Annotated in this window: 23 protein-coding genes; 5 read left to right on the forward strand and 18 right to left on the reverse strand. The window is 66.5% G+C overall.

The window, feature by feature from the left end:
• Positions 1-53 precede the first annotated feature (53 nt).
• The 10 genes from DB459_RS26240 to DB459_RS26285 form a co-directional block, all read right to left on the reverse strand.
• Positions 54-1,535 carry a HAMP domain-containing sensor histidine kinase gene (locus DB459_RS26240; RefSeq protein WP_253710041.1) on the reverse strand — a complete coding sequence of 494 codons (1,482 nt, stop codon included), beginning with the start codon at positions 1,533-1,535 and terminating at the stop codon, positions 54-56.
• On the reverse strand, positions 1,519-2,199 hold the full coding sequence (locus tag DB459_RS26245) for a response regulator transcription factor (RefSeq protein WP_253710046.1): 681 nt from the start codon (positions 2,197-2,199) through the stop codon (positions 1,519-1,521). Before DB459_RS26245 ends, DB459_RS26240 begins: the two co-directional genes overlap by 17 nt.
• Positions 2,200-2,581: 382 nt before the next feature.
• Positions 2,582-4,156, reverse strand: a complete 1,575-nt coding sequence (locus DB459_RS26250; RefSeq protein ID WP_253710094.1) for a Do family serine endopeptidase — start codon at positions 4,154-4,156, stop codon at positions 2,582-2,584.
• A gap of 140 nt (positions 4,157-4,296) precedes the next feature.
• Positions 4,297-4,830, reverse strand: a complete 534-nt coding sequence (locus tag DB459_RS26255) for a cytochrome c-type biogenesis protein (protein WP_253710096.1) — start codon at positions 4,828-4,830, stop codon at positions 4,297-4,299.
• Between the two features lie 2 nt (positions 4,831-4,832).
• Complete coding sequence (locus DB459_RS26260; RefSeq protein ID WP_253710099.1) at positions 4,833-6,818, reverse strand: heme lyase CcmF/NrfE family subunit; 1,986 nt, start codon at positions 6,816-6,818, stop codon at positions 4,833-4,835.
• A complete protein-coding gene (gene ccmE, locus DB459_RS26265) occupies positions 6,815-7,345 on the reverse strand; it encodes a cytochrome c maturation protein CcmE (RefSeq protein ID WP_253710101.1) in 531 nt (176 codons plus the stop codon). Before ccmE ends, DB459_RS26260 begins: the two co-directional genes overlap by 4 nt.
• A 101-nt stretch (positions 7,346-7,446) precedes the next feature.
• On the reverse strand, positions 7,447-8,556 hold the full coding sequence (ccmI, locus tag DB459_RS26270; protein WP_253710105.1) for a c-type cytochrome biogenesis protein CcmI: 1,110 nt from the start codon (positions 8,554-8,556) through the stop codon (positions 7,447-7,449).
• Between the two features lie 186 nt (positions 8,557-8,742).
• Complete coding sequence (locus DB459_RS26275; protein ID WP_253710108.1) at positions 8,743-10,134, reverse strand: hypothetical protein; 1,392 nt, start codon at positions 10,132-10,134, stop codon at positions 8,743-8,745.
• 401 nt (positions 10,135-10,535) lie between these two features.
• Positions 10,536-11,954: a sensor histidine kinase gene (locus DB459_RS26280; RefSeq protein ID WP_253710110.1), complete on the reverse strand. Its 1,419-nt coding sequence runs from the start codon at positions 11,952-11,954 to the stop codon at positions 10,536-10,538.
• Between the two features lie 423 nt (positions 11,955-12,377).
• The gene (locus tag DB459_RS26285; protein WP_253710113.1) at positions 12,378-13,049 is read right to left on the reverse strand and encodes a response regulator transcription factor; all 672 of its coding nucleotides are present in this window, start codon (positions 13,047-13,049) and stop codon (positions 12,378-12,380) included.
• 241 nt (positions 13,050-13,290) lie between these two features.
• On the opposite strand from DB459_RS26285, the gene DB459_RS26290 reads away from it, so the two are divergent.
• On the forward strand, positions 13,291-14,016 hold the full coding sequence (locus DB459_RS26290; protein ID WP_253710115.1) for a trypsin-like serine protease: 726 nt from the start codon (positions 13,291-13,293) through the stop codon (positions 14,014-14,016).
• Between the two features lie 18 nt (positions 14,017-14,034).
• On the opposite strand, the gene DB459_RS26295 is transcribed toward DB459_RS26290, so the two are convergent.
• The 3 genes from DB459_RS26295 to DB459_RS26305 form a co-directional block, all read right to left on the reverse strand.
• A complete protein-coding gene (locus DB459_RS26295; protein WP_253710117.1) occupies positions 14,035-14,238 on the reverse strand; it encodes a hypothetical protein in 204 nt (67 codons plus the stop codon).
• Between the two features lie 127 nt (positions 14,239-14,365).
• Entirely contained in the window at positions 14,366-15,928 is a 1,563-nt protein-coding gene (locus DB459_RS26300) for an MFS transporter (protein WP_253710119.1), read from the reverse strand.
• A 159-nt stretch (positions 15,929-16,087) separates the two neighbouring features.
• Positions 16,088-16,600, reverse strand: coding sequence for a YcgN family cysteine cluster protein (locus DB459_RS26305; RefSeq protein ID WP_253710121.1), 513 nt, complete (start codon positions 16,598-16,600; stop codon positions 16,088-16,090).
• Between the two features lie 343 nt (positions 16,601-16,943).
• Between DB459_RS26305 and DB459_RS26310 the strand changes: the two genes are divergently transcribed.
• Genes DB459_RS26310 through DB459_RS26320 form a run of 3 tightly spaced genes read left to right on the forward strand, consistent with a single transcriptional unit; the run spans position 16,944 to position 20,351 of the window.
• The gene (locus DB459_RS26310) at positions 16,944-19,196 is read left to right on the forward strand and encodes a PBP1A family penicillin-binding protein (RefSeq protein ID WP_371927014.1); all 2,253 of its coding nucleotides are present in this window, start codon (positions 16,944-16,946) and stop codon (positions 19,194-19,196) included.
• Between the two features lie 13 nt (positions 19,197-19,209).
• Positions 19,210-19,788 (forward strand): DUF1214 domain-containing protein, encoded by a 579-nt coding sequence (locus DB459_RS26315; RefSeq protein ID WP_253710128.1) that lies wholly within the window; start codon positions 19,210-19,212, stop codon positions 19,786-19,788.
• A complete protein-coding gene (locus tag DB459_RS26320) occupies positions 19,785-20,351 on the forward strand; it encodes a DUF1254 domain-containing protein (protein ID WP_253710130.1) in 567 nt (188 codons plus the stop codon). The genes DB459_RS26315 and DB459_RS26320 overlap by 4 nt, the downstream gene beginning before the upstream one ends.
• Positions 20,352-20,514: 163 nt before the next feature.
• On the opposite strand, the gene DB459_RS27445 is transcribed toward DB459_RS26320, so the two are convergent.
• Genes DB459_RS27445 through DB459_RS26330 form a run of 3 tightly spaced genes read right to left on the reverse strand, consistent with a single transcriptional unit; the run spans position 20,515 to position 21,916 of the window.
• A complete protein-coding gene (locus DB459_RS27445; protein WP_256519236.1) occupies positions 20,515-20,856 on the reverse strand; it encodes an amidase family protein in 342 nt (113 codons plus the stop codon).
• A gap of 57 nt (positions 20,857-20,913) precedes the next feature.
• Positions 20,914-21,678: a hypothetical protein gene (locus DB459_RS26325; RefSeq protein ID WP_253710133.1), complete on the reverse strand. Its 765-nt coding sequence runs from the start codon at positions 21,676-21,678 to the stop codon at positions 20,914-20,916.
• A gap of 25 nt (positions 21,679-21,703) precedes the next feature.
• Positions 21,704-21,916 carry a hypothetical protein gene (locus tag DB459_RS26330; RefSeq protein ID WP_253710136.1) on the reverse strand — a complete coding sequence of 71 codons (213 nt, stop codon included), beginning with the start codon at positions 21,914-21,916 and terminating at the stop codon, positions 21,704-21,706.
• 202 nt (positions 21,917-22,118) lie between these two features.
• Here DB459_RS26330 and DB459_RS26335 point away from each other — a divergent pair, with 202 nt between their 5' ends.
• Positions 22,119-23,060: a DUF2336 domain-containing protein gene (locus DB459_RS26335; RefSeq protein WP_253710138.1), complete on the forward strand. Its 942-nt coding sequence runs from the start codon at positions 22,119-22,121 to the stop codon at positions 23,058-23,060.
• Between the two features lie 195 nt (positions 23,061-23,255).
• On the opposite strand, the gene DB459_RS26340 is transcribed toward DB459_RS26335, so the two are convergent.
• On the reverse strand, positions 23,256-24,338 hold the full coding sequence (locus DB459_RS26340) for an IS630 family transposase (RefSeq protein WP_253706553.1): 1,083 nt from the start codon (positions 24,336-24,338) through the stop codon (positions 23,256-23,258).
• 330 nt (positions 24,339-24,668) lie between these two features.
• Positions 24,669-25,010 (reverse strand): DUF1491 family protein, encoded by a 342-nt coding sequence (locus tag DB459_RS26345; RefSeq protein ID WP_253710142.1) that lies wholly within the window; start codon positions 25,008-25,010, stop codon positions 24,669-24,671.
• Positions 25,011-25,373: the final 363 nt, after the last annotated feature.

Below are 25,373 nucleotides of genomic sequence, written 5' to 3' on the forward strand. Positions count from 1 at the left end.
GACGCAGCGGCAGCCGTCACGCCGCTGTCACGCGTGATCTCCGATGACCTCCGTCACGCCGGACTGACCGCGGTTCCATCCTGCGGCCGCGGCTGAATTTCGCGTGGCGCCGCGACCGGCGCGGCCACTTCGCCGCGCCGGTGCGCCGGCAGCAGCAGCATCGCCTTCAGGCCCGGCCCGGCATCACCGAGACGCAACTCGCCGCCATGGAGGGTTGCGACCGCCGCGGCGAGGCTGAGCCCAAGGCCCGAGCCCGGCTGGGTGCGGCTCGCCTCGAGGCGCACGAAGCGCTCGACCGCGCGCTGGCGGTCGGCGGCCGGAATGCCCGGACCATGATCGGTGACGCCGATCACCACCTCCTCGCCGTCACGCCGCGCCTCGATCAGGATGTCCGGCGCCGCCGCGCCGGCGCCGGTCTCGGCGCGGTGGAGCGGCTGTCCGTATTTGATGGCATTCTCGACCAGATTGGCGAGCGCCTGGCTGATCAGTTCGCGATTGCCGCGCAGCACCGCGGGCTCGGTCTCGACCGCGAGGGTGAGGCCCTTGTCCTCGGCCAGCGGCTCGTAAAGCTCCTGGATGCCCTGGGCGACGTCGGCGGCGTCGAAATCGGCCATGTCGTCGCGCGCCTGTCCCGATTCGGCCCGCGCGATCATCAAGAGCGCATTGAAGGTGCGGATCAGGCCGTCGGATTCCTCGATGGTGCGCTCCAGCGCGGCACGGTAATCGGCCTCGCTCCGCCCGCCTGCCAGCGCCTCCTCGGCGCGGTTGCGCAACCGCGTCAGCGGCGTCTTGAGGTCGTGGGCGATGTTGTCGGACACTTCCTTGAGACCGGCCATCAGCGCCTCGATGCGCTCGAGCATGGCATTGAGGTTCTCGGCGAGACGATCGATCTCGTCGCCGCTGCGCCCGACCTGCAGCCTTTCGCTGAGATCGCCGGCCATGATGCGCTGGGTCGTTCCGGTCATGGCGTCGATGCGCCGCAGCACCCGCCGCGCCGCGAAGATGCCGCCGAGCAGGCCGAGCACCACGACGATCAGCAGCGACCATTGCGCGGCGGAAGCGACGATGCCGAACACCCGCCGCCGCTCCTCGAGATCGCGGCCGATCAGCACGCGGAAACCGCCGACCTGGCCGACGCGGACCAGCGCGCGGTGCTCGACCTTGTCCTGCTCGTCGAGGCGTCGATAGAAGGTCTCGGCCCAGCCGTCCTGGCCCATGACGCCGGGCGCGAGCGAACCGACATTGCCGGCGACCGCCTGGCCGGTCGAGGTGGTGAGCAGATAGAGATTGGCGCCGGGCCGCAGCGCCCGGCTCTCGATGGCGTAGACGAGGCCGCGCAGGCCGCCGCGCGCCAGTTCGTCGTTGAGCTCGATGAATTCGGAATTGATGGTCTGGGTGATCTGCTCGGTGACCATGCGCCGGGTGTTCCAGGCGAAATAGCCGAGCAGGAAGGCGGCGAACAGCGCGAACAGGAACAGATAGAACAGCGTCAGCCGGAACGCCGTCGTTCGGATCAGTTTACCGAAGGCCGTCACGGATCATGTACCCAGCACCGCGAATGGTGTGCAGCAGCGGCCGCTCGAAGCCCTTGTCGATCTTGGAGCGCAGCCGCGAGATGTGCACGTCGATGACGTTGGTCTGCGGATCGAAATGGTAATCCCAGACGTTCTCCAGCAGCATGGTGCGCGTCACCACCTGGCCGGCGTGCTTCATGAGGTATTCGAGCAGGCGGAATTCCCGCGGCTGCAGCGTCAGTTCGTCCTGGCCGCGGCTGACGCGATGGGACAGCCGGTCGAGTTCGAGATCGCCGACGCGGTAGACCGTCTCCTCGGCGGGGCCGCTGTTGCGCCGGGACAGCACCTCGACCCGCGCCAGCAGTTCGGAAAAGGAATAGGGCTTCGGCAGGTAATCGTCGCCGCCGGCGCGCAGGCCCTTGACGCGGTCGTCGACCTGGCCGAGCGCCGAGAGGATCAGCGCCGGCGTCCGGTTGCCCTTGCCGCGCAGGCTGCCGATGACGGACAGGCCGTCACGCTTGGGCAGCATGCGATCGACGATCAGCACGTCGTAATCGCCAGTCTCGGCCATGACGAGCCCCTCCTCGCCGTCGGCAGCATGATCGGCGACGTGTCCCGCCTCGCGAAATGCCTTGACGAGGTAGTCCGCCGATTCACGATCGTCTTCGATGATCAGGAGCCGCATCTGTGTGCCGGGCGTATGCGCATTCGATGATGGTTGATTGTCGGATGATGAAGGGGCGGAGGTCCGGATGGCGGCCCGGACAACGTCGGACGTCGGGACCGGGTCTGACGAAGTCACGATGTTAGGCTCCGGTCACCATGGCGCGCAGTTCGCGCCCATGCAAGCGCCCGTTGAGCGCCCGATGGGGCGCCCTCTTGAAAAGGGGACGGGCGGCGAAGTGGGGGAACGCTTCGCCGCCCGCGGGTCCTTCCGACAGAGGGGGGCTGTATCCACCGGAAGGTGATGGTGGGGACGGGCCGATGGCCCGTCCCCCGGAAAGGACCGTCGGCGGGGGCGACATTGCCGGCGATTCTTCCCTAACTCGATACTGACGCGTTTGCGGTCAGCTCCGGTCGAGCGGCAGCGCCACGAAACGCGAACCGTCACCCGAGCGCACCCGCATCAGCACACTGTTCTTGTTCTCCTTGCGCGCGTCGGCCAGTGCCTCGCGCACCGCGTTGGGGCTCTGCACCGCCTTGCCGGCGACTTCGAGAATGACGTCGCCTTCCTTGAGGCCCCGCTCCGCCGCGGGACCGCGCGGATCGACGCTGGTGACGACGACACCGTCCTTGCCGGCGCCGGCGACCGAGTTGGCGGGCGCGAGGTTGAGGCCGAGCTTCGGCAACTCGGTGCCCTTGCTCGCGCCGCTGTCGCTGTCGTCATCCGGCTTGGCCTTGGCCTCGATGGTGTTCGGCAGTTCGCCGAGGGTCAGGGTCACCGTCTTCTCCTGCCCCTTGTGCAGCAGCGACAGCTTGACGCTGTTGCCCGGGGCAAGGCCGCCGATGGTGCGGGCGAGTTCGCGCGCATCCTTGATCGATTTGCCGTCGACCCCGGTGATGACGTCGCCGGATTCGATGCCGGCCTTGGCCGCGGGCCCGCTGGCCTGCGGCTCGGCGACCAGCGCGCCTTCGGCCTTCTTCAGGCCGAGGCTGTCGGCGATCTCCGGCGTCACCGGCTGGATCTGGACGCCGATCCAGCCGCGACTGACCGAGCCCTTCTCCTTGAGCTGCTTGACCACCGACTGCACGGTGGCGGCCGGGATCGAGAAGGCGATGCCGACGCTGCCGCCCGACGGCGAATAGATCGCGGTGTTGACGCCGAGCACCTCGCCCGCGGTATTGAAGGCCGGGCCGCCGGAATTGCCCTTGTTCACGGGCGCGTCGATCTGGATGAAATCGTCATAGGGGCCGTTGCCGATGTCGCGGCCGCGCGCCGAGACGATGCCGGCGGTCACGGTGCCGCCGAGGCCAAACGGATTGCCGACCGCGAGCACCCAGTCGCCGATCCGCGGCTGGCTCTCCGACAACTTGGCAAAGGGGAAGTCGGTGCGGCCGTCGATCTTGATCAGCGCGAGGTCGGTGCGCTGGTCCTTGCCGATCACCTTGGCGGTGTAGGTCTTGCCGTCGTCGGTCGTGACCTCGACCTTGTCGGCGCCGTCGACCACGTGATTGTTGGTCACCGCGAAGCCGTCGGCGGAAATGAAGAAGCCCGAGCCCTGGCCGGTGACGGCGCCGCGGCCGTGCGGACCACGCAGGTTGGGAATTCCGTCGGGACCGCCGAAGCGCCGGAAGAATCGCTCCATCGGCGAGCCGGGCGGGAACGGATTGTCGTCACCGTCATTCGACGACAGCTTTTCGTTGATCTTGACCTTGACCGAGATCACCGACGGTTTCACCTGCTCGACGATGTCGGCGAAGCCCACCGGTTGCTGGACGTTGCGCACCGCCGTATTGACCTGGGCATGCGCCGCGGAACCGAGGATCGAATTGTTTGGCGACGCCGCATCGAGACCGTAGCCGGCGATGCCGAGCCCCGCGACCACCGACGCCATCAAGGCGAGCCGGCGAGCCGCAAGCAGGGGCCGCCGCGCCGACGGCACGGTCTTCGGGGAGGACAGGTCGGGCGAACGTTCGGTCATGCAAATCTCCAGCCTTCTCGAGGGCGCTGCGCCCTGCTGCATGACTGAAGATGGGGCTGCCGCCCTTACAGCGCCCTGTCGGCGGCATTAATCTTTCGTAATGGAGCGGTTGCGCCGAAGCCCTGTCCGGCCGTGGCGGCTCAGCCCTTCTGCGGCGGCTGTTCCGCCATCAATTCGCGCAGCTTGGCTTCTTCCTCGGGGGTCAGCCGGCTCGCGGCGACCGCAGCGGAATCGGCCTCTGGCGGGGCGCGGCGACGGCCGTGGCGCCACAGGAACACCCCGCCCGCCAGCAGCACCAGCGGCGGCAGCAACCACAGCAACAGGGTGTGGCTGTCGAAGCGCGGCTTGAGCAGCACGAATTCGCCATAGCGCGCCACCAGGAAATCGATCACCTTGGCGTCAGTGTCACCGGCGGCGATGCGCTCCCGCACCAGAAGGCGAAGATCGCGCGCCAGCGACGCATCGGAATCGTCGATCGACTGGTTCTGGCAGACCATGCAGCGCAATTCGCGCGACAGGGCTCGCGCCCGCGCTTCCTTGGCGGGGTCGGCCATCACCTCGTCGGGCTGGACCGCCCGCGCCGCGAACGGCGCGCCCAGCGCAACGACCAGCAGCACCGCGGCAAGGCCGCGGCGCAGACGGAACAGCGGGCGAAACAAGGCAGTGCGCCGCATCGTCATTCCGCCGGTTGCAGGGCGCGCGCCGCCTTGGCCGGCTTGGGCGCCCCCACCCGCAGGCGGCGGTCGGAGAGCGACAGGCCGCCGCCGATCGCCATCACCACCGCGCCGAGCCAGATCAGCAGAACGAGCGGCTTGTGATAGATGCGCACGGCGATGCCGCCGTCGGCGGTGGCCTCGCCCAGCGAAATGTAGAGCTGGCTGAAGCCTCGCGACATCAACGCCGCTTCCGTCGTCGCCGAGCCACGCGCGGCAAAACTGCGCTTGGACGGCGTCATCACGCCGATCGCGCGGCCCGCGCCCGTCGCCACCGTGAAGCGGCCGATCATCTCGCGGAAATTGGGTCCCTGGCGCTCGCCAAGATCGACCAGTTGCAGGTTGTAGCCGCTGATCGAGGCGACATCGCCCGGCTTCATGGTCGCGATGTACTCGCTGCTCCAGGTGGTCTCGCAGACAATGCCGATCAGGGTGAGACCGAGGCCGGCATGGGCGATCATGGTGCCCCAGGCCGAACGCGGCAGTCCGCCGGCGCGGCGCAGCGAGATGGAAAATGGCGCGCGGAACAGAGCGATGCGCTCGGCGAAGTCGGTGAGCGCGCCGAGGATGACGAAGACACCTAGTCCGATCGCCAGCGGCGCGAACACGGCGCCGCCGCGGCTGACGGCGAGTACGATCGCGGCCGTGAACAGGGCGATGCCGCCGGCCACCATCAGTCGCTGCGCCGCGCCGAGCAGATCGCCGCGCTTCCAGGCGAGCAGCGGCCCGAACGGCACCGCCGCCAGGAGCGGCAGGAACAGCGGCCCGAACGTGAGATTGAAGAACGGCGCTCCGACCGAGATCTTCTCGCCGGTCAGGACCTCGAGAATCAGCGGATAGAGCGTGCCGACGAATACGGTGGCGCAGGCGGTGGTCAGGAACAGATTGTTGAGGACCAGGGCCCCTTCCCGCGAGATCGGCGCAAACAGGCCGCCCTGCTTCAGGGCCGGCGCCCGCCAGGCATAGAGCGCGAGGCTGCCGCCGATGAAGAAACACAGGATCAGCAGGATGAAGACGCCGCGGCGCGGATCATTGGCGAAGGCATGCACCGAGGTCAGCACGCCCGAACGCACCAGGAAGGTGCCGAGCAGCGACAGCGAGAAGGTCAGGATCGCGAGCAGGATGGTCCAGACCTTGAGCGCTTCGCGCTTTTCCATCACCAGCGACGAGTGCAGCAGTGCGGTGCCGGCGAGCCAGGGCATCAGCGAGGCGTTCTCGACCGGATCCCAGAACCACCAGCCACCCCAGCCGAGTTCGTAATAGGCCCAGTACGATCCCATGGCGATGCCGAGGGTGAGGAATATCCAGGCCATCAGCGTCCAGGGCCGCACCCAGCGGGCCCAGGCGGCGTCGATCCGGCCGTCGATCAGCGCCGCGATGGCGAAGGCGAACGACACCGAAAAGCCGACATAGCCGAGATAGAGCAGCGGCGGATGGACGGCGAGGCCGATGTCCTGCAGCACCGGATTGAGGTCGCGGCCCTCGATCGGCGGATTGGCGAGACGCAGGAACGGATTCGATGTGATCAGGATGAAAAGATAGAACGCGGTCGCCACCCAGGCCTGCGCCGCCAGCACCAGCGCCTTCAGCGAGGCCGGCAGGTTGGTGCCGAAGCCCGCGACCAGGCCGCCGAACAGCGCCAGGATCAGCACCCACAGCAGCATCGAGCCCTCGTGGTTGCCCCAGACGCCGGTCACCTTGTAGAGCAGCGGCTTCATCGAGTGGGAATTCTCGTAGACGTTCGCCACCGAGAAATCCGAGGTGACGTGCAGCGTCACCAGCGCGGCGAAGGCCAAGCCGGCGAACAGCATCTGCGCCAGCGCTGTCGACGACGCGAGTTGCATCAGTGCCGGATCGCGCCAGCGGGCGCCGATGACGGGAATGCTCGCCTGGATCAGCGCCAGACCGAGCGCCAACACCAATGCATAATGGCCTGCCTCGGCGATCATTTCGCGGTGGCCTCCGCGGTCGGTCCGGCGCCCTTCGCGCCGCTGGTCGCCGATGCATTCGCGGCATCGCCCTCCGTCACGCCCTTCCTGGCGTAATCATTCATCCAGTGACCGTCCTTCTTGAGGGCATCGGCCACCTCCTTGGGCATGTAGTTCTCGTCATGCTTGGCGAGGACGGTGTCGGCGCGGAACACGCCGCCGGCATCGATCGCGCCCTCGGCGACGACGCCCTGGCCCTCGCGGAACAGGTCGGGAAGAATGCCCTTGTAGGCCACCGGCAGATCGGCCTTGCCGTCGGAGACCTCGAACTTCACCGCGAGGTTGTCGCCGCGCACCAGCGAGCCCGGCTGCACCAGGCCGCCGAGACGGAAACGCTTGCCGGGCGGAATGTGTTTTTCGGCGGCCATCGACGGGGTCGAGAAGAACACGATGGAATCCCGCAGCGCGTTGAGCACCAGCGCCGCTGCCACCGCGAGCACCGCGATCGCGCCGCCGATCATGGTCAAACGCCGCTGCTTCCGGGTCATCCGCCCACTCCTTCGCCTTGCGTCCTGCGCCTGCCGCCCTGGCGCCGATCGGATCGGAGCGAAGGCTCAGGCCTGTCGTTTTGCCGCGTCGTCGTCACGCGCTACCCATCGAGGCCGAGATCCTTCAAGCCGTCGTTGAGCTTCTGCAACCGCGCGGCGTCGCGGCCGAGCGCCTGACGCGCATCGGCCCGCGCCGCCTTCGCCTTGTCGGTCTCGCCGAGCACCATATAGGCACGAACCAGCCGCAGCCATCCCTCGGGGTCGTCGCCATTGTCCTTCAGGCGCGCGGCGAGACGATCGACCATGCCGCGAATCATGGTGTCGCGGTCGCCGGCCGGCATGTTCTTGGCGGCGGCGACGTCCGCCGCACTCGGCCCGGGCGCAGCATTTCCGCCGACACGGGCCAGCGCCGCCTGGACCAGCGGCCGCCACGGCGCGCTCGGCGGCGCGCCCGCCAGCAGCGCCTGCCAAGTCGCCGCGGCCTCGGCCGTGCGGCCGTCCTGCTCGGCGGCAAGGCCGAGAAAATAGCGCGCCTTGACGTCGCCGCCGTCGAGCGCGGCGGCGCGTTCGAATGCCGCCTTGGCATCGGCGGTGACGACGCCGCCGGCGGCGGCCACCATCGCCTCGCCGAGATCGGAATGCCGATCCGCCGTCTCGCCGCCGGAGGTGATCAGATTGCGGAACGCGCGCACCGCATCGTCATAGCGTCCCTGCCGCATCAGCACCGGGGCAAGCACCTGCCAGCCGCGGGCATCGCCCGGATTCTTTTCCAGGTGAGCCTGAACCTGCGCCACCAGGGCGTCGAGCGAGGCCGTCGTTGTCGCCTGCTGGCGCGTCCGCTCGGCGAGCGGCAGGTCCGGCAATTGCGGCGAGCCGAGGCTGAGATAGGTCGCGATGGTCAGAGACGGCAGCCCGATCAGCGCCACCAGCGCGACCGCACGCCGCAGGTTGCGCGACGTGGCCGCCGACGAAGCTCCGCTCTCGGCGGCGCTCGCCGCCAACAGCCGCCGCCCGATCTCGGCGCGCGCCGCCTCGGCCTCCGCCGCGCCGATCAGCCCCGCGGCCTGATCGCGCGCCACTTCGGCCAGCTGGTCCCGATAGACCACCGACTCGCTGCCGCCACCGACCTTGGCCGGCCTTCGCCCAAGCGGCCAGAGCACGGCGAAGACCGCGGCGACCGTCATCAAGGCAAGGATAAACCACAGTGACATGAAAGACTTACGCCGGGATTCGGCCCGGATCCGAAGGCACGACAGCCGCACACAATGGCCGGGTTACACCACGGCTGGTACCCCCCGCGCAATTGCGATTTGGCGCGGTCCCCTTCAGGTCTTTACCGGAGGTGGCGAGCACAATTGGGGCGCCTTGAAGGTTCCCGGCGACTGGCAGGCGGGCAACTAACCGGCGCGGGAGGCCTTGCGCTCGCCGGAGAGCGCCACATCGGCGGCCTTGCGCATCAGGGCGGCATAGTCGTGGCCGAACAGCACGTCGCAGAAACGGATGGCGGCATCGACCTGCATCTGGCGGAACGGCCGCGTCTTGGGGTCGCTGGCGCGTAGCGATTCGACCAGGGCCTGGGTCGCGGCCTCGGTGTATTGCTGCAGATCCGAGAAGGTTCGCAGCGTCACCTCGTTGATCGCCAGCTCGCTGGCGTAGGTACGGCAGACCGCGACGAAATCGATCAGCGCCGCAGTCTCCTCGATCTCGGTCGGATCGAGGCGAGAGGCCGCGGTGATGTCCTTGTCCGGACGCTGGCGCAACAGCCGCCGCACCCGTCCCGGCACGCCCTCGAGTTCGGCACGCAGGATGTTGGAGATCTCGGCGCGGATCGCGGAGAGCCGCTTGCCCCAGGCGGACTCGTTGCGGATGTCGAGTTCGGTGCGCAGGCCGCGCAGCCCGTCATGGATGATCTTGAGCCGGTGCGACAGGCTCTCGAGCCGCCCCTGCTTCATGTCGGTGCGCAGTTCCGACACCAGCTCCGACAGATCGTGGATGACCATGGCGACGGCAACGCCGTAATTGGTGGCGGCGACGCGGATCTCGTCGTCGGAACCGGCGACGGCGACCGCAAGGCGGATCACCTGCCACGGCGACGCCAGCTTCTGGATCAGGAGCGACAGCGAAAACGGCAGCGCCTCGGCCGTCTGCAGCGACGGCACGTTCATCGCCGCCTGCACCGCGGCAAGCTGGGACTCGGCGAGGTTGCGCACGTTGCCGGCAATGCGCGCCGAGAAACTCTCGAGCGGTTCGCGATTCTTGAGCACCACCGCGGTGGCCGCCAGGTCTTCGACCACGGCCGGCCCGCCGACCCGGCTCAACGCCCGCTGGTCGGCGCCACGCCCCGTCGAGGCGACCTGCTCGATCGCATTCGCCGCCGCGAGCTGGACCTTGCGCGTCGCCTGCTCCACCGTCGCGGCGGGGCCGCTGCGCAAGGCGGCATCGAGCTCGGCGACTTCGCCGACGATGGCCTCGCCCTTGAGCCAGTTCCAGATCTGGTTCAGCGACACGCGCCGGATCTGGCCCGGCCGCAACGCCGCCTTGGTGTCGACCAGGAAGGGCTCGAGCGGGCGAAATACCAGGCGCGCGGGGTCTTCGGAGCGTTGCCGCTCATTGCTGTCGGTGGCGCGCACGACCAGGCGCAGCTGCTCCAGCACCAGGCTCGCCACCGCCACGTCCTGGCCGCGCTCGACCGCACGCTCGAACTCGCGCATCAGCAGCGCCTGCGACTTCGGCGGAAGCTGTGCGAGAAAGTCCCTGAGGCGCTCGAGTGACTGCGCAGCTAGTGCCATAGTTCGAGGAATCCGGTCGTGCGTGCCGGGAACGCCCATGGGGTCCCGATCGGTTGATAGCAGCAGCGACGTTAAGGACGTGTTGAGGAAGAGCCCGGGCGGTGCGAATTGTGCCCCGCCCCCGGCGGCACCGGCGACCGCCTCTCCGGCCCGAGCCGCTCTCTGCCCAAACAGAGAAAGCCTTTCAGGCGAAGCCGATACCGGCTGACATTGAGAAAATACTTGGAGGTAAAAACCTCTAGTGCGATGGATCTGACGCTCGTATCAGCGTTGCAGCGAATTCTCCGTACGCGCGTCAGATCCAAAACCACACTAGAATCATAGCCATGCTAGTGTCCCTTTGGTTCTAACGTTCGTACGAGCGCTCGCTGCAAAGTGATACGAACGTTAGAACCGGGATACTAGGCCACCGCCGGCAGCACGAGCTCGGAACGCAGGCCGCCGGTCGGCGCGGCGCCCAGGGTCAGGCTGCCTTGGTAGAGCGCGGCGAGATCGACGACGATGGCAAGACCAAGGCCCGAGCCGGGCTTGGATTCGTCGAGCCGCTGGCCGCGGCGCGCGACCTGGGCCCGCTCGGCCGGCGACAGGCCGGGGCCGTCATCGTCCACCAGGATATGCAGCGTCGACGTCGGTTCCGATCCGGTTGGCGGCAGCAGCACGACCTCAACCGACACCTGGCTGCGGGCCCATTTGCAGGCATTGTCGACCAGATTACCGACCATCTCCTCGAGATCCTGGCGCTCGCCGCGGAATTTCGCCCCGTCCGGACAGGTCGCCTCGACGCTGATGTCGCGGTCGCGATGGATCTTCGCCATCGTCCGGCGCAACCCCTCGATCACCGGGGCGACATCGGTCACGGTACCGACCACCGTGACGCGGGCAGCGATGCGGGCGCGTTCGAGATGATGGGCCACCATGTTGCGCATCAGCTGCGTCTGCTCGAGGACCTTGGCGGCGAACGGATCGCCGCGATGGGCATTGGCTTCGTTGACGATCACCGACAGCGGCGTCTTGATGGCGTGAGCGAGATTGCCGACGTGGGTGCGGGCGCGCTCGACAATCTCCCGATTGGCGTCGATCAGGGCGTTGGTCTCGCGCGCCAGAGGCGCGATCTCCACCGGAAACTCGCCTTCCAGGCGCTCGGCCCGTCCGGATCGAATCGCCGCCAGGGCCTCCGAAATGCGCTTGAGCGGCGCGAGGCCGAAGCGGACCTGGAAGATCGTGGTGACGACGAGGACCAGCGTCAGCGCCGCAAAGGTGCCGCCAAGGTAATAGTCGAACGTGCGGGTCTCGTCGAAGATCTCGCTGGCGTCCCCTGCGACCCGCACCAGGAAGCGCCCGTCGCTGCCGAAATCAACCTGTCGCACGACCATGCGCAGGCGCTGGTCCTCCGGGCCGGTGACGTAGCCGATGCGAACGCCGGCCGCGGTCAGCCGTGAATCGGCCTCGTTGAGGGCCGGCAATTCCTTGTCCCACAGCGACCGCGAAGAGCGTACATCGGGTTTTTCGGAATCGAGCCGTCCGATCTGCCAGTACCAGCCCGACAGCGGGATTTCGAACAGCGGCTCGCCGAGCGACTGGAACTGGTGTTCGGCGTTTTCATCCGGCGTCGCGGCCTCGGCGATCAGTGTCCGCAGGTAGAGATTGAGCCGGCGGTCGAACGAGCGCTCCACCGCCTGGCGATAGACCGAGGACAGCACGAAACCGGTGATGACGAGGATGATGACGACCCACGCCGTTGCCGACAGGAACAGGCGGGTGGCGAGCGAACTCGTGCGGCGGCGTCGACCTTCGTACCGGCGCTGCGGCGAATCCTTCATACGAGCGTCAAATCCAGGAGCGTACGGGACCGGTGCCCGCTTTCCGAAGTTCGTCCATCGATACCGCATCTCCTCCAACGAACTTCGGAAAGCAAATTCTAGTGTCCTGTCTCCGAATTACCGCTCCATTTGCCTCATGCTCGCACGGTAATTCGGAGACATAGGGACACTAGCAAAATCAAAAAGCTAGTGCGGCTTATGTCTCGCAATTGCCTACAGGGGCTGGCCGCGAAGGGCATAGGCAATTGCGAGACGCCACACTAGTGTCCTGTTTCCATCGTTCGTATCCCATTGCAGCAGGCGCTCATACGAACGTTGGAAACAAGGGGACACTAGCAAAATCAAAAAGCTAGTGTGGCTTATGTCTCGCAATTGCCTACAGGGGCTTGCCGCAAAGGGCATAGGCAATTGCGAGACGCCACACTAGCGCGCATCGACCGGCGGCGTCAGCAGATAGCCCAGTCCGCGCACGGTCTGAATGATGTCGACGTCGAGCTTCTTGCGGATCCGGCCGACGAAAACCTCGATGGTGTTCGAGTCGCGATCGAAATCCTGGTCGTAGAGGTGCTCGACGAGTTCGGTGCGCGATACCACACGGCCGGCGTGGTGCATCAGGTAGGCCAGCAGCCGGTATTCGTGCGAGGTCATCTTCACCGGGTTGCCGTCCACCGTGACCCGCCCGGTCCGGGTGTCGAGTCGCACCGGACCGCACGTCAATTCGCTCTGGGCATGGCCGGTCGAGCGACGCAGCAGCGCGCGAATGCGCGCCAGCACCTCTTCGAGATGAAACGGCTTCGGGACGTAATCGTCGGCGCCGGCGTCGAAGCCCTGGACCTTGTCGCTCCAGCGATCCCGCGCGGTGAGGATCAGCACCGGCATGGTGCGACCGTTGCGGCGCCAGGCCTCCAGAACCGAGATGCCGTCCATCTTGGGCAGGCCGATGTCGAGCACGACCGCGTCATAGGGCTCGGTGTCCCCGAGGAAATGGCCCTCCTCGCCGTCGAAGGCGCGATCGACCACATACCCCGCCTCGGTCAGCGCGGTGGTGAGCTGACGATTGAGATCGGGATCATCCTCGACGACAAGTAGGCGCACGATCGTCTCCGCAATGGCTTCCCGGCGAATTTGCCGTGTTTAGCATGACCTTGGGCGCAGTGAATGCCCGATGAACGGCGGTCGTGCCGAATCTTACAATTTGGTTATGCTCGGGCTCGGAGTGCAACGGCGGCAGTCGCGACGCCTGCAGGACCGCACCGCGGCGGGATTGACAAGCGCGCCGGCGGCAGGCTCTGTCGCCGCCATGACGGCAAGCCAGCGACTGCACCGATGCGCCACGATGATGGCTGCGTGCCTCGCCGCGACGCCCGCCGGCGCCATGGTCGGCGGCGCGCGCGAAGTCAGCGCGCCGCATGTCGTCACCATCGTCGGCTCGCGCGGAAATTTCTGCAGCGGGACCCTGATCGCTCCAGATCTCGTCCTGTCCGCCGCCCACTGCACCGCGCCTCGCGCCACCTACAAGATCGTCGACGGCGACCCGAAACATCCGCGCCTGCTCGACGTCCGCCGCCTGGCCGCCCACCCGGACTTCAACGCCGCCGCCATTCTCGCCCATCGCGCCACGGCCGATGTCGCCCTGCTCCAACTCGCCGAGCCGCCGCACGGACGCACGCCGGCGCCGACCGGCGTTCCCAGCCGGCCGCTCGCTGCAGGCAACCGTTTCGATGTCACCGGCATCGGCGTCACCGTGCGTGGCGACGGCCGCAGCGCCGGCAAGACGCTCACGGCGGCTCTCGCCGCCACCGGCCAGCCGGGCACGCTGCAGATCCGCCTCGTCGATCCATCGTCGAACGGCGGCGCGGGGCTCGGCGCCTGTACCGGCGATTCCGGCGCCCCGGTCAGCGAAGACCAGGGCGGCCGGCCGGTGGTCGTCGGCGTCGTGAGCTGGTCGACCGGCCCGCAGCTCGGCGCCGGCTGCGGCGGCCTGACCGGCGTGACGCCGCTGACGCTCTACCGCGACTGGATGGTGCAGACTGCCCGCAGCTGGGGCAGCGAATTGCGCTGAGCGTCCCGCTGAGACGGTTCACGCCTTGCGCTTGGGCATCGCAGCCGCCTTGGTCTTGAACGCCTTCGACAGGGTCTCCAGGATCTCGCGGTTGGCGACGAACATGAAGGGGCCCTGCTCGGTCTCGAAGGCAATGCCGACCAGCGTCGGATCGAGCGTGTTGTCGACGAGCTGATAGCCCTTGAGCGGCAGCGCCAGCCGGTCCTTCGGATTGTCCTGCATGTCAGGCCTTTCGTTGAAAATCGTGCTGCGGGCTTAGACAAGAACACCGCCGCCGCCAAGCCCCCGGCCTGAAAAGCCCCGACATCATTGCTGGCCGGGAAGGCCTCGCCGGCGGCGCGCGCCCGCTCTACTCCCCGAGATCCATTTCCACCGGATCGACGGCGCTCGCTGGGGCTCCGGCGAGCGGACGCTCTTCCATCCGGGCGATCGACAGGGCGCCGGTGCCGAGCAGAACGGCCGCGGCGATGAAGACGTAGCGGAAGGCGCCGATCATGCCGGCCGCCGAGGTCGCGGTCAGGTCGGGCTGATCCAGCGACGGCGCTCCGGAGCGGCCGAGCGCCGCCAGCAGGATCGCCGTGAACAGGGCGACCGAGATCGCCGCCATCAGCGAGCGGAAAAAATTGAGCGCACCGGTCACGGTGCCGACCTGGTGGCGAGCCACGGCCGACTGCACTGCGACCACGGTGACCGGAAAGGTCGTGCCGAGACCGAGCGCCATGATCGAGACCAGCACCTGCAGCGCCCAGAGCGGCAGCGGCGTCAGCAAGGCGAGCGCCAGCGCGGTCGCAGCGCCGAGGCCAAGCCCCGCCAGGGCCACCCACTTGTAGTGCGTCATGTGCATCATCACCCGCCCGGCGAGGGTGGCGCCCGGGACCGAGAGCACGACGATCGGGATCAGCGCCGCGCCGGCTTCGCTGGCCGACATGTGATAGGCGGAGACGTAATAGATCGGCATGTGCACCGTCAGGCCGACCAGGGTGCCGATGGCGCAGGCCGCGGCGGTGATGGCGAACGGCACCACCGGCCCGGTCAGCAGCGACAATGGCAGGAAGGGCTCCCTCGTCCGGCGCGCGTGCCAGACGAACAGGCCGGCCAGCAGCATCACCACTGCGCCAAGCGCAAGCAGCGTCGGCGACAGCCATGCATAGCGGTTGCCGCCCCAGGTCAGCATCAGGAGAAAGACGATCGCCGCGGCCATCAGCAGCAGGCCGCCGGCGGCATCCAGCGCCCGCGGCCGGTGATGGATCGGCAGCTTCTTCATCTTCGGCATCAGCATGCCGAAGGCGATCATCACCAGCGGCACGTTGATCCAGAAGATCAGGCTCCAGTGCAGGTGTTCGGCGATCACCCCGCCCAGCACCGGTCCGCCGATGCCGGCCGAAACCCAGACCATGCTGAAATAGGCCTGGTACTGCGCGCGCTGCCGCGGGGTGATGATGTCGGCGAGCATCGTTTGCACCAGCGGCAGGATACCACCGCCGCCGAGCCCCTGCAGGAAGCGGGCGAGGATGAGGACGAGCAGTGTCGGCGCAAGCGCGCACAGGATCGAGCCGAGCAGGAACAGGCCGAGGGCCACGGTCATCATGGCGCGACGGCCGTAGATGTCGCTGAGCGACCCGAACACCGGCGCCACCGACGTCGACGACAGCAGATAGGCGGTGATCACCCAGGACAGATTGGCGCCGTCCATGAACTGCCGGCCCATGATCGGCAGCGCGGTGGCCACGATGGTCTGGTCCAGCGCCGTCAGGAACATCGTCACCATCAGGCTGAGCACGATGGTGCGGACCTCGGACGGTGACAGCGCGTGCAAGGGCTCCGGCGCGGTCGTCGCGGCCGCGGTGTGAGCCGGCGCGGCCAATTCATCGCCGTCCGGGCGTGGCCGGCGGATGCGGGCGGAACTCGTCATGGCACTCCGGTGGGGGCAGCGGCGGCGCCGCGGCCGCTTCTTTACCAGCGCCGGCGCGGCGCCATAAGACACACCAACGCATGGCACCATGGCCCGGCGGCATCGCCCCACACCGGAATGTGATCGCAGGGAGTTGCGACGGCGAGATTGGCGCAGCTGTTACCGCGGCCGCGTCCGGCCGCGCGCGCCCTTGGGCAGCAGCGCCGGCCAACGCACGATGTGATCCTCGAGATCGGCATCGTCGACATCGTCTTCGCTGAACTCGACCCGGCCCCGCACCGACACCCCGGCTTCATGCACGGTGTTGGGATCGCCGGAGATCAGCGGATGCCACCAATAAAGATCGCGCCCTTCCGCCACGAGCCGATAGGCACAGCTCGGCGGCAGCCAGTTCAACGTGCGGACGTTCTCCGGTGTCAGGCGGACGCAATCCGGCACCCGCTCCGATCGATTCGCGTAGTCCTTGCAGGCGCAGAGCCCGGCATCGAGCAGCCGGCAACCGACATGGGTGAAATAGATCCGGCCGGTATCCTCGTCTTCGAGCTTTTCCAGGCAGCAGCGACCGCAGCCGTCGCAAAGGCTCTCCCATTCGGAATCCGTCATCTCTTCCAGAGTCTTGTTTTTCCAGAAGAATTTATCGAGGACCGGAGCCGGCCCGCCATTGTCCGCCATGTTCGCGCGCTGTCGTGGGAGGAGAGCCTCGCCTTTTAGGCCATCTCGCCGGCAAAAGAAACGCCGCGCTTACCACTCCGCCTCCAAGCGGGTAAGCGCATGTCAAATCCCCCCTCGGCGGACTCGCGACCTGCGGAAATCCCTTTTGCGGCCATTGGTTTGTCGCGGGGGCTCGGGTAGAAGGGCAAAATCGCTGGGCACGGGAACCCGCAACCGCCTTCAGGGTGCCTTATCGAAATACGAACGTTAGAAACGGGACACTCGCCAGCCGCCGTGCCAGCCGGCGGCTCGCGGCTCGAAACTGGTCAAGGATCCGGTGCGCAACACCTCGCCGAAAGACTGGATGACGCGGATCCGGCACTTCCTGCTGGATATCGACGCTCGCATCGACTCCGGTCTGTTCTCCTCCGGCGCCTGGGTACGCGAACTCTTCGAGCGCTACTCGACCTTCATGGACGGCTTCTATGTCGGCCGCTGGAAACGCTGGGTCATCGTCGAACCGCTGTCGGAAGCGGCGACGATCGGACTGGGCGGCCTCGTCCTGTTGCTGGCGCTGGCCGTACCGGCGTTCCGCGAAACCGCCGATGACGACTGGCTGAAGAAATCGGACCTCGCGGTGACCTTCCTCGACCGTTACGGCAACGTGATCGGCAACCGCGGCATCAAGCACAACGATTCGATTCCGCTCGAGGAGTTTCCCGATCATCTGATCAAGGCCACCCTCGCCACCGAGGACCGGCGCTTCTACGATCATTTCGGCATCGACGTCGCCGGCACCCTCCGCGCCCTCGTCACCAATGCCCAGGCCGGCGGCGTGCGCCAGGGCGGCTCGTCGATCACCCAGCAGCTCGCCAAGAACCTGTTCCTGTCGAACGAGCGCACCATCGAGCGCAAGGTCAACGAGGCCTTTCTCGCGATCTGGCTCGAGACCCGCCTGACCAAGAACGAGATTCTCAAGCTCTACCTGGACCGCGCCTACATGGGCGGCGGCACCTTCGGCGTCGACGGCGCGGCGCATTTCTATTTCAACAAGTCGGCGCGCGACGTCAATCTGGCCGAGGCGGCCATGCTCGCCGGCCTGTTCAAGGCGCCGACCAAATATGCGCCGCACATCAACCTGCCCGCGGCCCGCGCCCGCGCCAATGTCGTGCTCGACAACCTCGTCGAGGCCGGCTTCATGACCGAGGGCCAGGTGTTCGGCGCCCGGCGCAATCCCGCCACCGCCGTCGACCGGCGCGACGAGAACTCGCCCAACTACTATCTCGACTGGGCGTTCGACGAGATGCGCAAGCTCGTCAACACCTTCCCGAAGTCCTATACCGAGCGTGTGTTCGTGGTGCGCACCGCCATCGATATGAATGTGCAGCGCGCGGCCGAGAGCACGGTGGAGAATCAGCTCCGTCAGTTCGGCCGCGACTACCACGCCACCCAGGCCGCGGTGGTGATCGCCGACCTCGACGGCGGCGTCCGCGCCATGGTCGGCGGACGCGACTATGGCGCCAGCCAGTTCAACCGCGCGGTCGACGCCATGCGCCAGCCCGGTTCCTCGTTCAAGCCCTACGTCTACACCACGGCGCTGCTCAACGGCTTCAAGCCGACCTCGATCGTGGTCGACGGCCCGGTCTGCATCGGCAACTGGTGTCCGCAGAATTTCGGCCACTCGTATTCCGGTTCGGTGACATTGACCCAGGCCATCACGCGCTCGATCAACGTCATCCCGGTCAAGCTATCGATCGCCATGGGCGGCAAGCAAGGCCCCAAGGCCGGCCGCGCCAAGATCGTGGAGACCGCGCGCAAGTTCGGCATCACCGCGCCGCTGCCGGACACCCCGTCGCTGCCGATCGGCTCCGACGAGGTCAGTGTGGTCGAGCACGCGGTCGCCTATGCGACCTTCCCCAACAAGGGCAAGGCGGTGGGGCCGCATGCCGTGCTGGAAGTGCGCACCGGCGCCGGCGACCTCGTCTGGCGCTGGGACCGCGACGGCAAGAAACCGACCCAGGCCATCCCGCCGTCGATCGCCGCCGACATGGCCGGCATGATGAGCCACGTGGTCGAGGAAGGCACCGCGCGGCGCGCTCAGCTCGACGGCATACCCGCGGCCGGCAAGACCGGCACCACCAATGCGTTCCGCGATGCCTGGTTCGTCGGCTATACTGGCAACTTCACCGGCGCGGTCTGGTTCGGCAACGACGATTATTCGCCGACCAACCGAATGACCGGCGGTTCGCTGCCGGCGCAGACCTGGCACGACATCATGACGGTGGCGCATCAGGGCGTCGAAATCCGCGACCTTCCCGGAGTTGGTCCGGGCAAGAAGCTGCCGGCCGAGGCCGCGGCGAGCCAGGCCGGCAAGACGCCTGAGATCCCGGCGGGACCGCCGCCGGTGCTGACCCGGCGCGGCGCCGATATCCTGGTGCGGATCGAGAAGCTGATGGAAGATGCCGCGCGCGCTTCGCCCCAGAGTTCGGCGGGCGAGTCGGCCAGGCCCGCGGGTGGCAAGCCGGCCTCGTCGAGCGCGCTCCCCTTCCCAGACAGTTATGCTGCGGCGACGCCGCCGTCGGCCGGCTCTCCCGCCGCGACCGCGCGCAAGAAGTAATGACGGGTGCTCTTTGCGGCTGATCCTGATGACATTGCTGGCCCTGGCGCTCGCCACAGCTGTGGGCCTCGGCGCGACCTGGCTGACCTCGACCCGCGGCGTCGATCTCGCCACCCTCAAGATCGGCGCCTGGGCGGCGCGTCCGCGCGTCGGTAGCAGCGACATCGATCCCTATGCCCGCGCCACGATCGCCCGCAGCGGCGAATTGCCGGTCGGTACCGGCGACGGCATCAGCTTCATCGCCCGGACCGATGACGACAATCGCCCGCTCGATGGCCGTTGCGACGTGGTGGTGAGCGGCGTCACCCCGGCTGCCCGGTTCTGGACGCTGACCCTTTACGACACCAAGGGCCATCTCATTGCCAACAGCCTCGGCCGCTACGGCTTCACCAGCCAGGAGATCGTGCGCGGCTCCGACGGCAGTTTCGAGGTGCGTATCGCCTCGCGCGCCCGCACCGGCAACTGGCTGCCGACCGGCGGGCTCGACCGCTACCAGCTCGTGCTGCGGCTGTTCGACACCCCGGTCGGGGTTGCGACGAGAACCCAGCGCGATGCCCCGATGCCGGCCATCGCCACCCAGGGCTGCCCATGATCCGCCTGCTCTTCACCATCGTCGGCGGCATCCTGCTTGGCGGCCTCGTCCATCTCGTCAGCGTTCTGGCGCTGCCGCGGATCGCCAGCCTCGACGCCTATTCGCGCCTTGCGCCGCTCACCGCGGTCAACGCGGTGACGCCGCTCGCTCCCGCCGAACCGCGCAACGCGCTGCTGCCCTTCATGGATCCGGCCTTCGCCATGGCGGTGTGCCGCTACGATCTCTCGAAGGGACCGATCAAGCTCGCGGTCCCGGTCAGCCAGTCCTACACCTCGGTGTCGTTCTATACCCGCAACGACGTTTCCTATTACGCCATCAACGACCGCTCGGCGGGCCGCAAGGTTATCGAGCTCGATCTGATGACCGAGGCGCAGCATGCCGAGGTTCCGGAGGACGACGAAGTCACCGCCGCCGACCGCCTGATCATCGATTCGCCCACGACCACGGGGCTGATCCTTCTCAAGGCGCTGGCCGCCGAGCCCGGTCTGATGCCGCAGGCGCAGGCCTCGCTGGCTGCCGCAACCTGCAAGGTGCAGGCGACGCCGGTCGCGTCGGCGCGCTGACGCGCGCGGGGTTCGTCCGAGTGATCGGATGGACGCCGAGCACCGTGTCGTCATCGCCGACCGCGCCCCCGGATTCTGGAGAGCCGCCGGTGAGGTCTGACCGAACCCCCGCGAGCAGCGCTGCTGGGTGCACAAGACTGTGCTCGCCAAACCGCCGATTGAGCTACCAGACAGGATCAATCGGCGTTGTGACCGCGCCGAGACGTTCTATGACCTCCGCCGCTGCGAGGCATTGGTCCTCTCGGAAGACCCGTCCAGTCAAGAGAACCCCAATGGGAAGTCCAGTTTCGACGTCTTGCGCAGCCGGCACGCAGGCGCAAGGAAGCCCCAGTAGATTGGCAGGCAGCACTGGTCGGATCATTTCCAATGTGTGCCGCGTCGCATCGACGGACGAAACATCATAGTCGTGTGTAAAGGGGAGATCAGTCCAGGTGGGCGACAGGATCAGCGGGTAGTCGGCCATAAACAGCGACCAGGCTCGAGCCAGCCGATCACGCGCTACCATCAATAGCGCGAAATCATTTACGCATTCGACCTGTGTACGAACGTTAGAACCGGGACTCTAGCCCTTGACGGTGAGGACCTGTCCAACCACCGGGGTCGCATGCAGCCTGATGCTGGCTTCAGCGGATAATTCGCTGATCAGGCGATCGACCTCCGCCGCCATCGCATCGGGCGCGTGGACCACCAGGCGCTCGAGCGCCCAGCGATACGACGCGATGCGCTGCTGCAGGCAGACCTCGACCCATTGCACGATGACGGCATTCTCCTTCATGCGCGCCAGGGCATCGGCCCGCTCACGTGGCGACAGGTCGGGGATGAACTGCATGCTGGCGCGGCGCTTCTGGTCGAGGTCGGCGACGCGCCTGACTACGGCGAAATACGGATTGAGCCGTCCGAGGTCGTCGCGAACATCCTCGATCATCCGGGCATAACGCGAGGCCTGCGAGAGGTGCGGCTCGTCGATCAGCCGGCGGCCATAGGCCGTGCGATCGAAGAACGGCGGCACGCGCCACGGCGCCGGAATGGGCTTGTAATCGCCGAATACGCCCTTCCAGTCGGGCCGCGAGCGCGGCGGCTCGATGAAGACATAGGCGCGATCGCGCAGTTCGCGTTCGCTGTCGGTGAGCTGGAAGTCGGACGGCGGCAGGCCGATGCTGGCGTTGGCTTCCGCCCCCACCCAGGCGTGCATGTCCGGGCTCAGCGCCGAGTCGCGGGCGCGTCCGAAATCGCCGCTGGCGCAACCGCCGAGCAGTCCCGCAGCGACACCCAGTGCAATGAGTTGAATCAGGGGCGCAGCCGCTCGCGGCCGCCTGCTCGGGTCCACGCCTGTCGACATCTTCCGGCGAGGGTCAGGAACGGACGCGCCTGCGACGACGGCGGGTTGCCGCTGTCGCCGCACCTTCGCCGGGGTCGCGACCGCCGGTGCTTTCGTCGGCATGGCGCTCGATCCTGATCACCGGAAGAATGACAACCGTTGCCATGCCTTCACGTGGGGCTTCATCCAGCCATGAACCCCGGCGGCGCGCAGCCGCATTCGCCGGGAAATCGATGATGGTGCCCATGTCGCTTGATCTCCTCGCCGCGCTCTCAGCTTCGCGACGCAGTGCCCATAAGAGCGGCCTATGGTTAACGAGGACTTAACCGGGCACGAGGACAGTCCGGCAAGTATCTGATCTGCAACCGTTAAGGATTTATTTTCCTTAACGACCTATTAACGTCATGCGGCTAATTTTAGCGTTCGCCACCTTTGGTTTGCGCGCTCGCATGACGTCTTTTCCAACCTTTCCGGGCTTCGACGGCCTTCTTGATCTGTCCCGTCGCGAAGGCGTTGATATTCGCCCGACGCTGCTGCGCGTCCTGACGGACCTCTATGTCCAGGCGCCTGCGCACACGCCGGACGAAGAGCGCCAGTTCGTGGCGCTGACCTCGCGGCTGATCGACGAGGTCGACGATGCGACCCGCGCCGCGGTGCGAGCGCGGCTGTCGATCTATCCGCTCACGCCGCCGAGCATCGCCGAGAAGCTGCGGCTGCGGCCACCGGCGCCCGAGACTGCCGCGCCGCGCCAGGCCGCCTCGCCCGCGCCGCCGCCCCGACCCGGCTTGAGCATGCAGCCCGACGAGGCGTCAGAGCTCAACCGCATGTTCGTTCTCGCCGATGCGGCCGAACGCGCCCAGATCCTGCGCAGCCTAGAGACCGCGCCGCTGAAGGAGGCGACGCGGGTCGATCCGCGCCGCGCCGCCCGCGCCATTGCCGCGCTCGACAAGATGGCGCTGGAAGCCGACCTGATCGGCTTCACCGAGGAGCTCGCCCATGCGCTGATCCTGCCGGTCCGGATGGCCGAGCAGATCGTCCACGATCAGGGTGGAGAGCCCCTCGCCTGCGCCTGCCGCGCCGTCGGCATGCCGACCGCGGTGTTCGAACACGTGTTGCTGTTTCTCGATCCCGAACTCGGCGCCTCGGTCACACGCGTCTACCGGCTGTCGCGGCTCTACGACATCCTGACCGAGCGCGTGGCGCTGATCATGCTGGCGGCATGGCGCGGCACCAATGCCGCGGCGCTGCGGCCGGCACGGCATCAACCGATGCTCTACGACGACGAGCGCCAGCGTGCCCGGGCTGCGCCCCATGCCAATCCGGACAAGGCGCCGTCGCAGACACCAGGCGTGACGCCCGACGCCGCCGGCCGTAAACGTCCGCCCGGCTGAGCTAGTGTCCTGTCTCCGAATTACCGCTCCATTTGCCTCATGCTCGCACGGTCATTCGGAGACATAAGGACACTAGCAAAATCGAAGTGCTAGTGTCCCGTTTCCAACGTTCGTATTCCTTTGCAGCAGGCGCTTCTACGAACGTTGAAAACCAAGGGACACTAGTGTCCTGACTCTCAATTGCCTTGCAATAACTCACGCTGCCTCGATTTTGTCGAGGGCGGCGCGGGCGCGGTTGATTTTTTCGAGGATGGCCGCGCCCTCGGCCCTCCACGTGTAGGGCTTCGGGGCGGCATTGCGATCGGAGAGATAGGCTTCGATGTCGCGGACGAGTTCGCCGATGGAAGCGAAGCTGCCCGAGCGTATCACGTCGGCGGTTAAATCAGCGAAGAAGCGTTCGACGAGGTTCATCCAGGACGAAGATGTCGGCGTGAAGTGCGACTTGAAGCGCGGGTGACGGGCGAGCCAAGCCTTGACCTTTGGATGCTTATGCGTGGCATAGTTGTCCTGGATCAGATGGATGTCGAGTTCCTCGGGCGTTTCGCGATTGATCTGTTTCAGGAACCTGAGCCATTCGATGTGAGTGTGACGCGCCTCGGTGCGCGCGATCAACTTGCCTTTCATCGCATCGAGGGCAGCAAACAACGTAATCGTGCCATGCCGGGTGTAATCGTGAGTCATTGTCCGGGGACGCTTCGGGGCAAGCGGCAAGCCAAGTTGAGTGCGTTCCAGAGCCTGGCATTGGCTCTTCTCGTCGCAGCATAACACCAGCGCCTTCGCTGGCGGATCGAGGTAGAGCCCGATCACGTCCCAGAACTTTTTCTCAAACTCCGGATCATTCGAGAGCTTGAACGTCTTTACAATGTGGGGCTTCAAGTCATTCTTTGACCAGATCCGCTGCACAGTACTGTGCGATACTCCGGCATGGCGGCCCATGCTGCGCACGCTCCAACGCTTGCGGTTCTTCGGCGGACGCGTGGCATCGGTGATGACACGCTCGATTTTCTTCTCTGTAATCGAGGGCTTGCGTCCGCGTCCGCCCTTGTCGTCGAGGCCGTCGAGCCCGTGTGCCTCGAACCGGCTGGACCATGTCGACACCGTTGGCATCGATGTATCCATCTGCTCGGCGACGAGCTCGATTTTCACCCCCTCCAGACGCAGCAGAATAATTTTTGCTCGAAAACGATCGCGATGCGCACTGGTCGGAGCATTGGCCCTCCGTTGGAGTTCAGCCCGTGTCTCCGCATCGGCGGTAAGTACCTTGACGGGACGCGCCATCCTCTCAGCTCCTGCTTGCCCGAAGCAACCAAGATTATTTAAACTGATTTGCGAGACGGAACACTAGCATCATTATGATTCTAGTGTGGTTTTTGATCTGACGCTCGTTCGAAGAACTCGCTGCAATACTGAAACGAGCGTCAGATCCACCACACTAGTGTGGCTTATGTCTCGCAATTGCCGACGAGAGACTGGCCGCAAAGGCGGTAGGCAATTGCGAGACGCCACACTGGAGACGCCCCAGCGCATGATCCGGAAAAGCGGGCACTAAACATGCTCCGTCAAAAAAGGTTTGAGCGCGACAGCTCATCAATTTGAAGTGCTGGCGCCCTAACGCTCGACCACGAGGTCGAGAAAATGCCGCCCCTCCTTGTCCTCGACTTCGACGATCCAGACGTCGGGATCGAAGCCGATCTCCTTGCGCAGGCGCTCTTCGATCGCGGGCTCGGGCGTGGTCCGGGATTGCGAGAAGAAGCGCTCGATCGGCCGGCTGTCGTCGTACTCGGTCTGCGGCGCCGGCGAGAACAGGATGGCATTGCCATCCATCAGCGCCAGTTTGACGAAGATCGCGCCGGCCTCCTCGGCGCCGCGCCGTCGGACGGCGGCAAAGACGCCGTTGACCTGGCAACGACGCAGATAGGCCCCGACCCAGAGACTCGATTTCAATCGCATCTAGTGTCCCGGTTCTAACGTTCGTATTCCCTTGCAGCGCGCACTCATACGAACGTTAGAACCAAAGGGACACTAGCATCGTTATGATTCTAGTGCGGTTTTGGATCTGACGCTCGTACGACGAATTCGCTGCAAAGCTGATACGAGCGTCAGATCCACCGCACTAGTATCCCGGTTCCAACGTTCGTATTCCCTTGCAGCGCACACGCATACGAACGTTAGAACCAAAGGGACACCAACATCGTTATGATTCTAGTGCGGTTTTGGATCTGACGCTCGGACGACGAGTTCGCTCCGAAGCTCGTGTCCGGACGATGCCGCAATTGATCCACGAGCTTAAACGGTTCGCTGAGCGGATGTCAC

Origin of the sequence: Bradyrhizobium sp. WD16 (genome assembly GCF_024181725.1) — a bacterium.
GTDB lineage: Bacteria > Pseudomonadota > Alphaproteobacteria > Rhizobiales > Xanthobacteraceae > Bradyrhizobium_A.

Excerpts from the sequence above, each read along its gene's own strand:
- ccmE (WP_253710101.1), bottom strand. The coding sequence starts at position 7,345 with ATGACCCGGAAGCAGCGGCGTTTGACCATGATCGGCGGCGCGATCGCG.
- DB459_RS26275 (WP_253710108.1), bottom strand. The coding sequence starts at position 10,134 with ATGGCACTAGCTGCGCAGTCACTCGAGCGCCTCAGGGACTTTCTCGCA.
- DB459_RS26300 (WP_253710119.1), bottom strand. The coding sequence starts at position 15,928 with ATGACGAGTTCCGCCCGCATCCGCCGGCCACGCCCGGACGGCGATGAA.
- DB459_RS27445 (WP_256519236.1), bottom strand. The coding sequence starts at position 20,856 with ATGGTAGCGCGTGATCGGCTGGCTCGAGCCTGGTCGCTGTTTATGGCC.
- DB459_RS26330 (WP_253710136.1), bottom strand. The coding sequence starts at position 21,916 with ATGGGCACCATCATCGATTTCCCGGCGAATGCGGCTGCGCGCCGCCGG.
- DB459_RS26255 (WP_253710096.1), bottom strand. The coding sequence starts at position 4,830 with ATGCGGCGCACTGCCTTGTTTCGCCCGCTGTTCCGTCTGCGCCGCGGC.
- DB459_RS26250 (WP_253710094.1), bottom strand. The coding sequence starts at position 4,156 with ATGACCGAACGTTCGCCCGACCTGTCCTCCCCGAAGACCGTGCCGTCG.
- DB459_RS26345 (WP_253710142.1), bottom strand. The coding sequence starts at position 25,010 with ATGCGATTGAAATCGAGTCTCTGGGTCGGGGCCTATCTGCGTCGTTGC.
- ccmI (WP_253710105.1), bottom strand. The coding sequence starts at position 8,556 with ATGTCACTGTGGTTTATCCTTGCCTTGATGACGGTCGCCGCGGTCTTC.
- DB459_RS26340 (WP_253706553.1), bottom strand. The coding sequence starts at position 24,338 with ATGGCGCGTCCCGTCAAGGTACTTACCGCCGATGCGGAGACACGGGCT.
- DB459_RS26245 (WP_253710046.1), bottom strand. The coding sequence starts at position 2,199 with ATGCGGCTCCTGATCATCGAAGACGATCGTGAATCGGCGGACTACCTC.
- DB459_RS26335 (WP_253710138.1), top strand. The coding sequence starts at position 22,119 with ATGACGTCTTTTCCAACCTTTCCGGGCTTCGACGGCCTTCTTGATCTG.
- DB459_RS26260 (WP_253710099.1), bottom strand. The coding sequence starts at position 6,818 with ATGATCGCCGAGGCAGGCCATTATGCATTGGTGTTGGCGCTCGGTCTG.
- DB459_RS26290 (WP_253710115.1), top strand. The coding sequence starts at position 13,291 with ATGATGGCTGCGTGCCTCGCCGCGACGCCCGCCGGCGCCATGGTCGGC.
- DB459_RS26310 (WP_371927014.1), top strand. The coding sequence starts at position 16,944 with ATGACGCGGATCCGGCACTTCCTGCTGGATATCGACGCTCGCATCGAC.
- DB459_RS26295 (WP_253710117.1), bottom strand. The coding sequence starts at position 14,238 with ATGCAGGACAATCCGAAGGACCGGCTGGCGCTGCCGCTCAAGGGCTAT.
- DB459_RS26320 (WP_253710130.1), top strand. The coding sequence starts at position 19,785 with ATGATCCGCCTGCTCTTCACCATCGTCGGCGGCATCCTGCTTGGCGGC.
- DB459_RS26305 (WP_253710121.1), bottom strand. The coding sequence starts at position 16,600 with ATGGCGGACAATGGCGGGCCGGCTCCGGTCCTCGATAAATTCTTCTGG.
- DB459_RS26280 (WP_253710110.1), bottom strand. The coding sequence starts at position 11,954 with ATGAAGGATTCGCCGCAGCGCCGGTACGAAGGTCGACGCCGCCGCACG.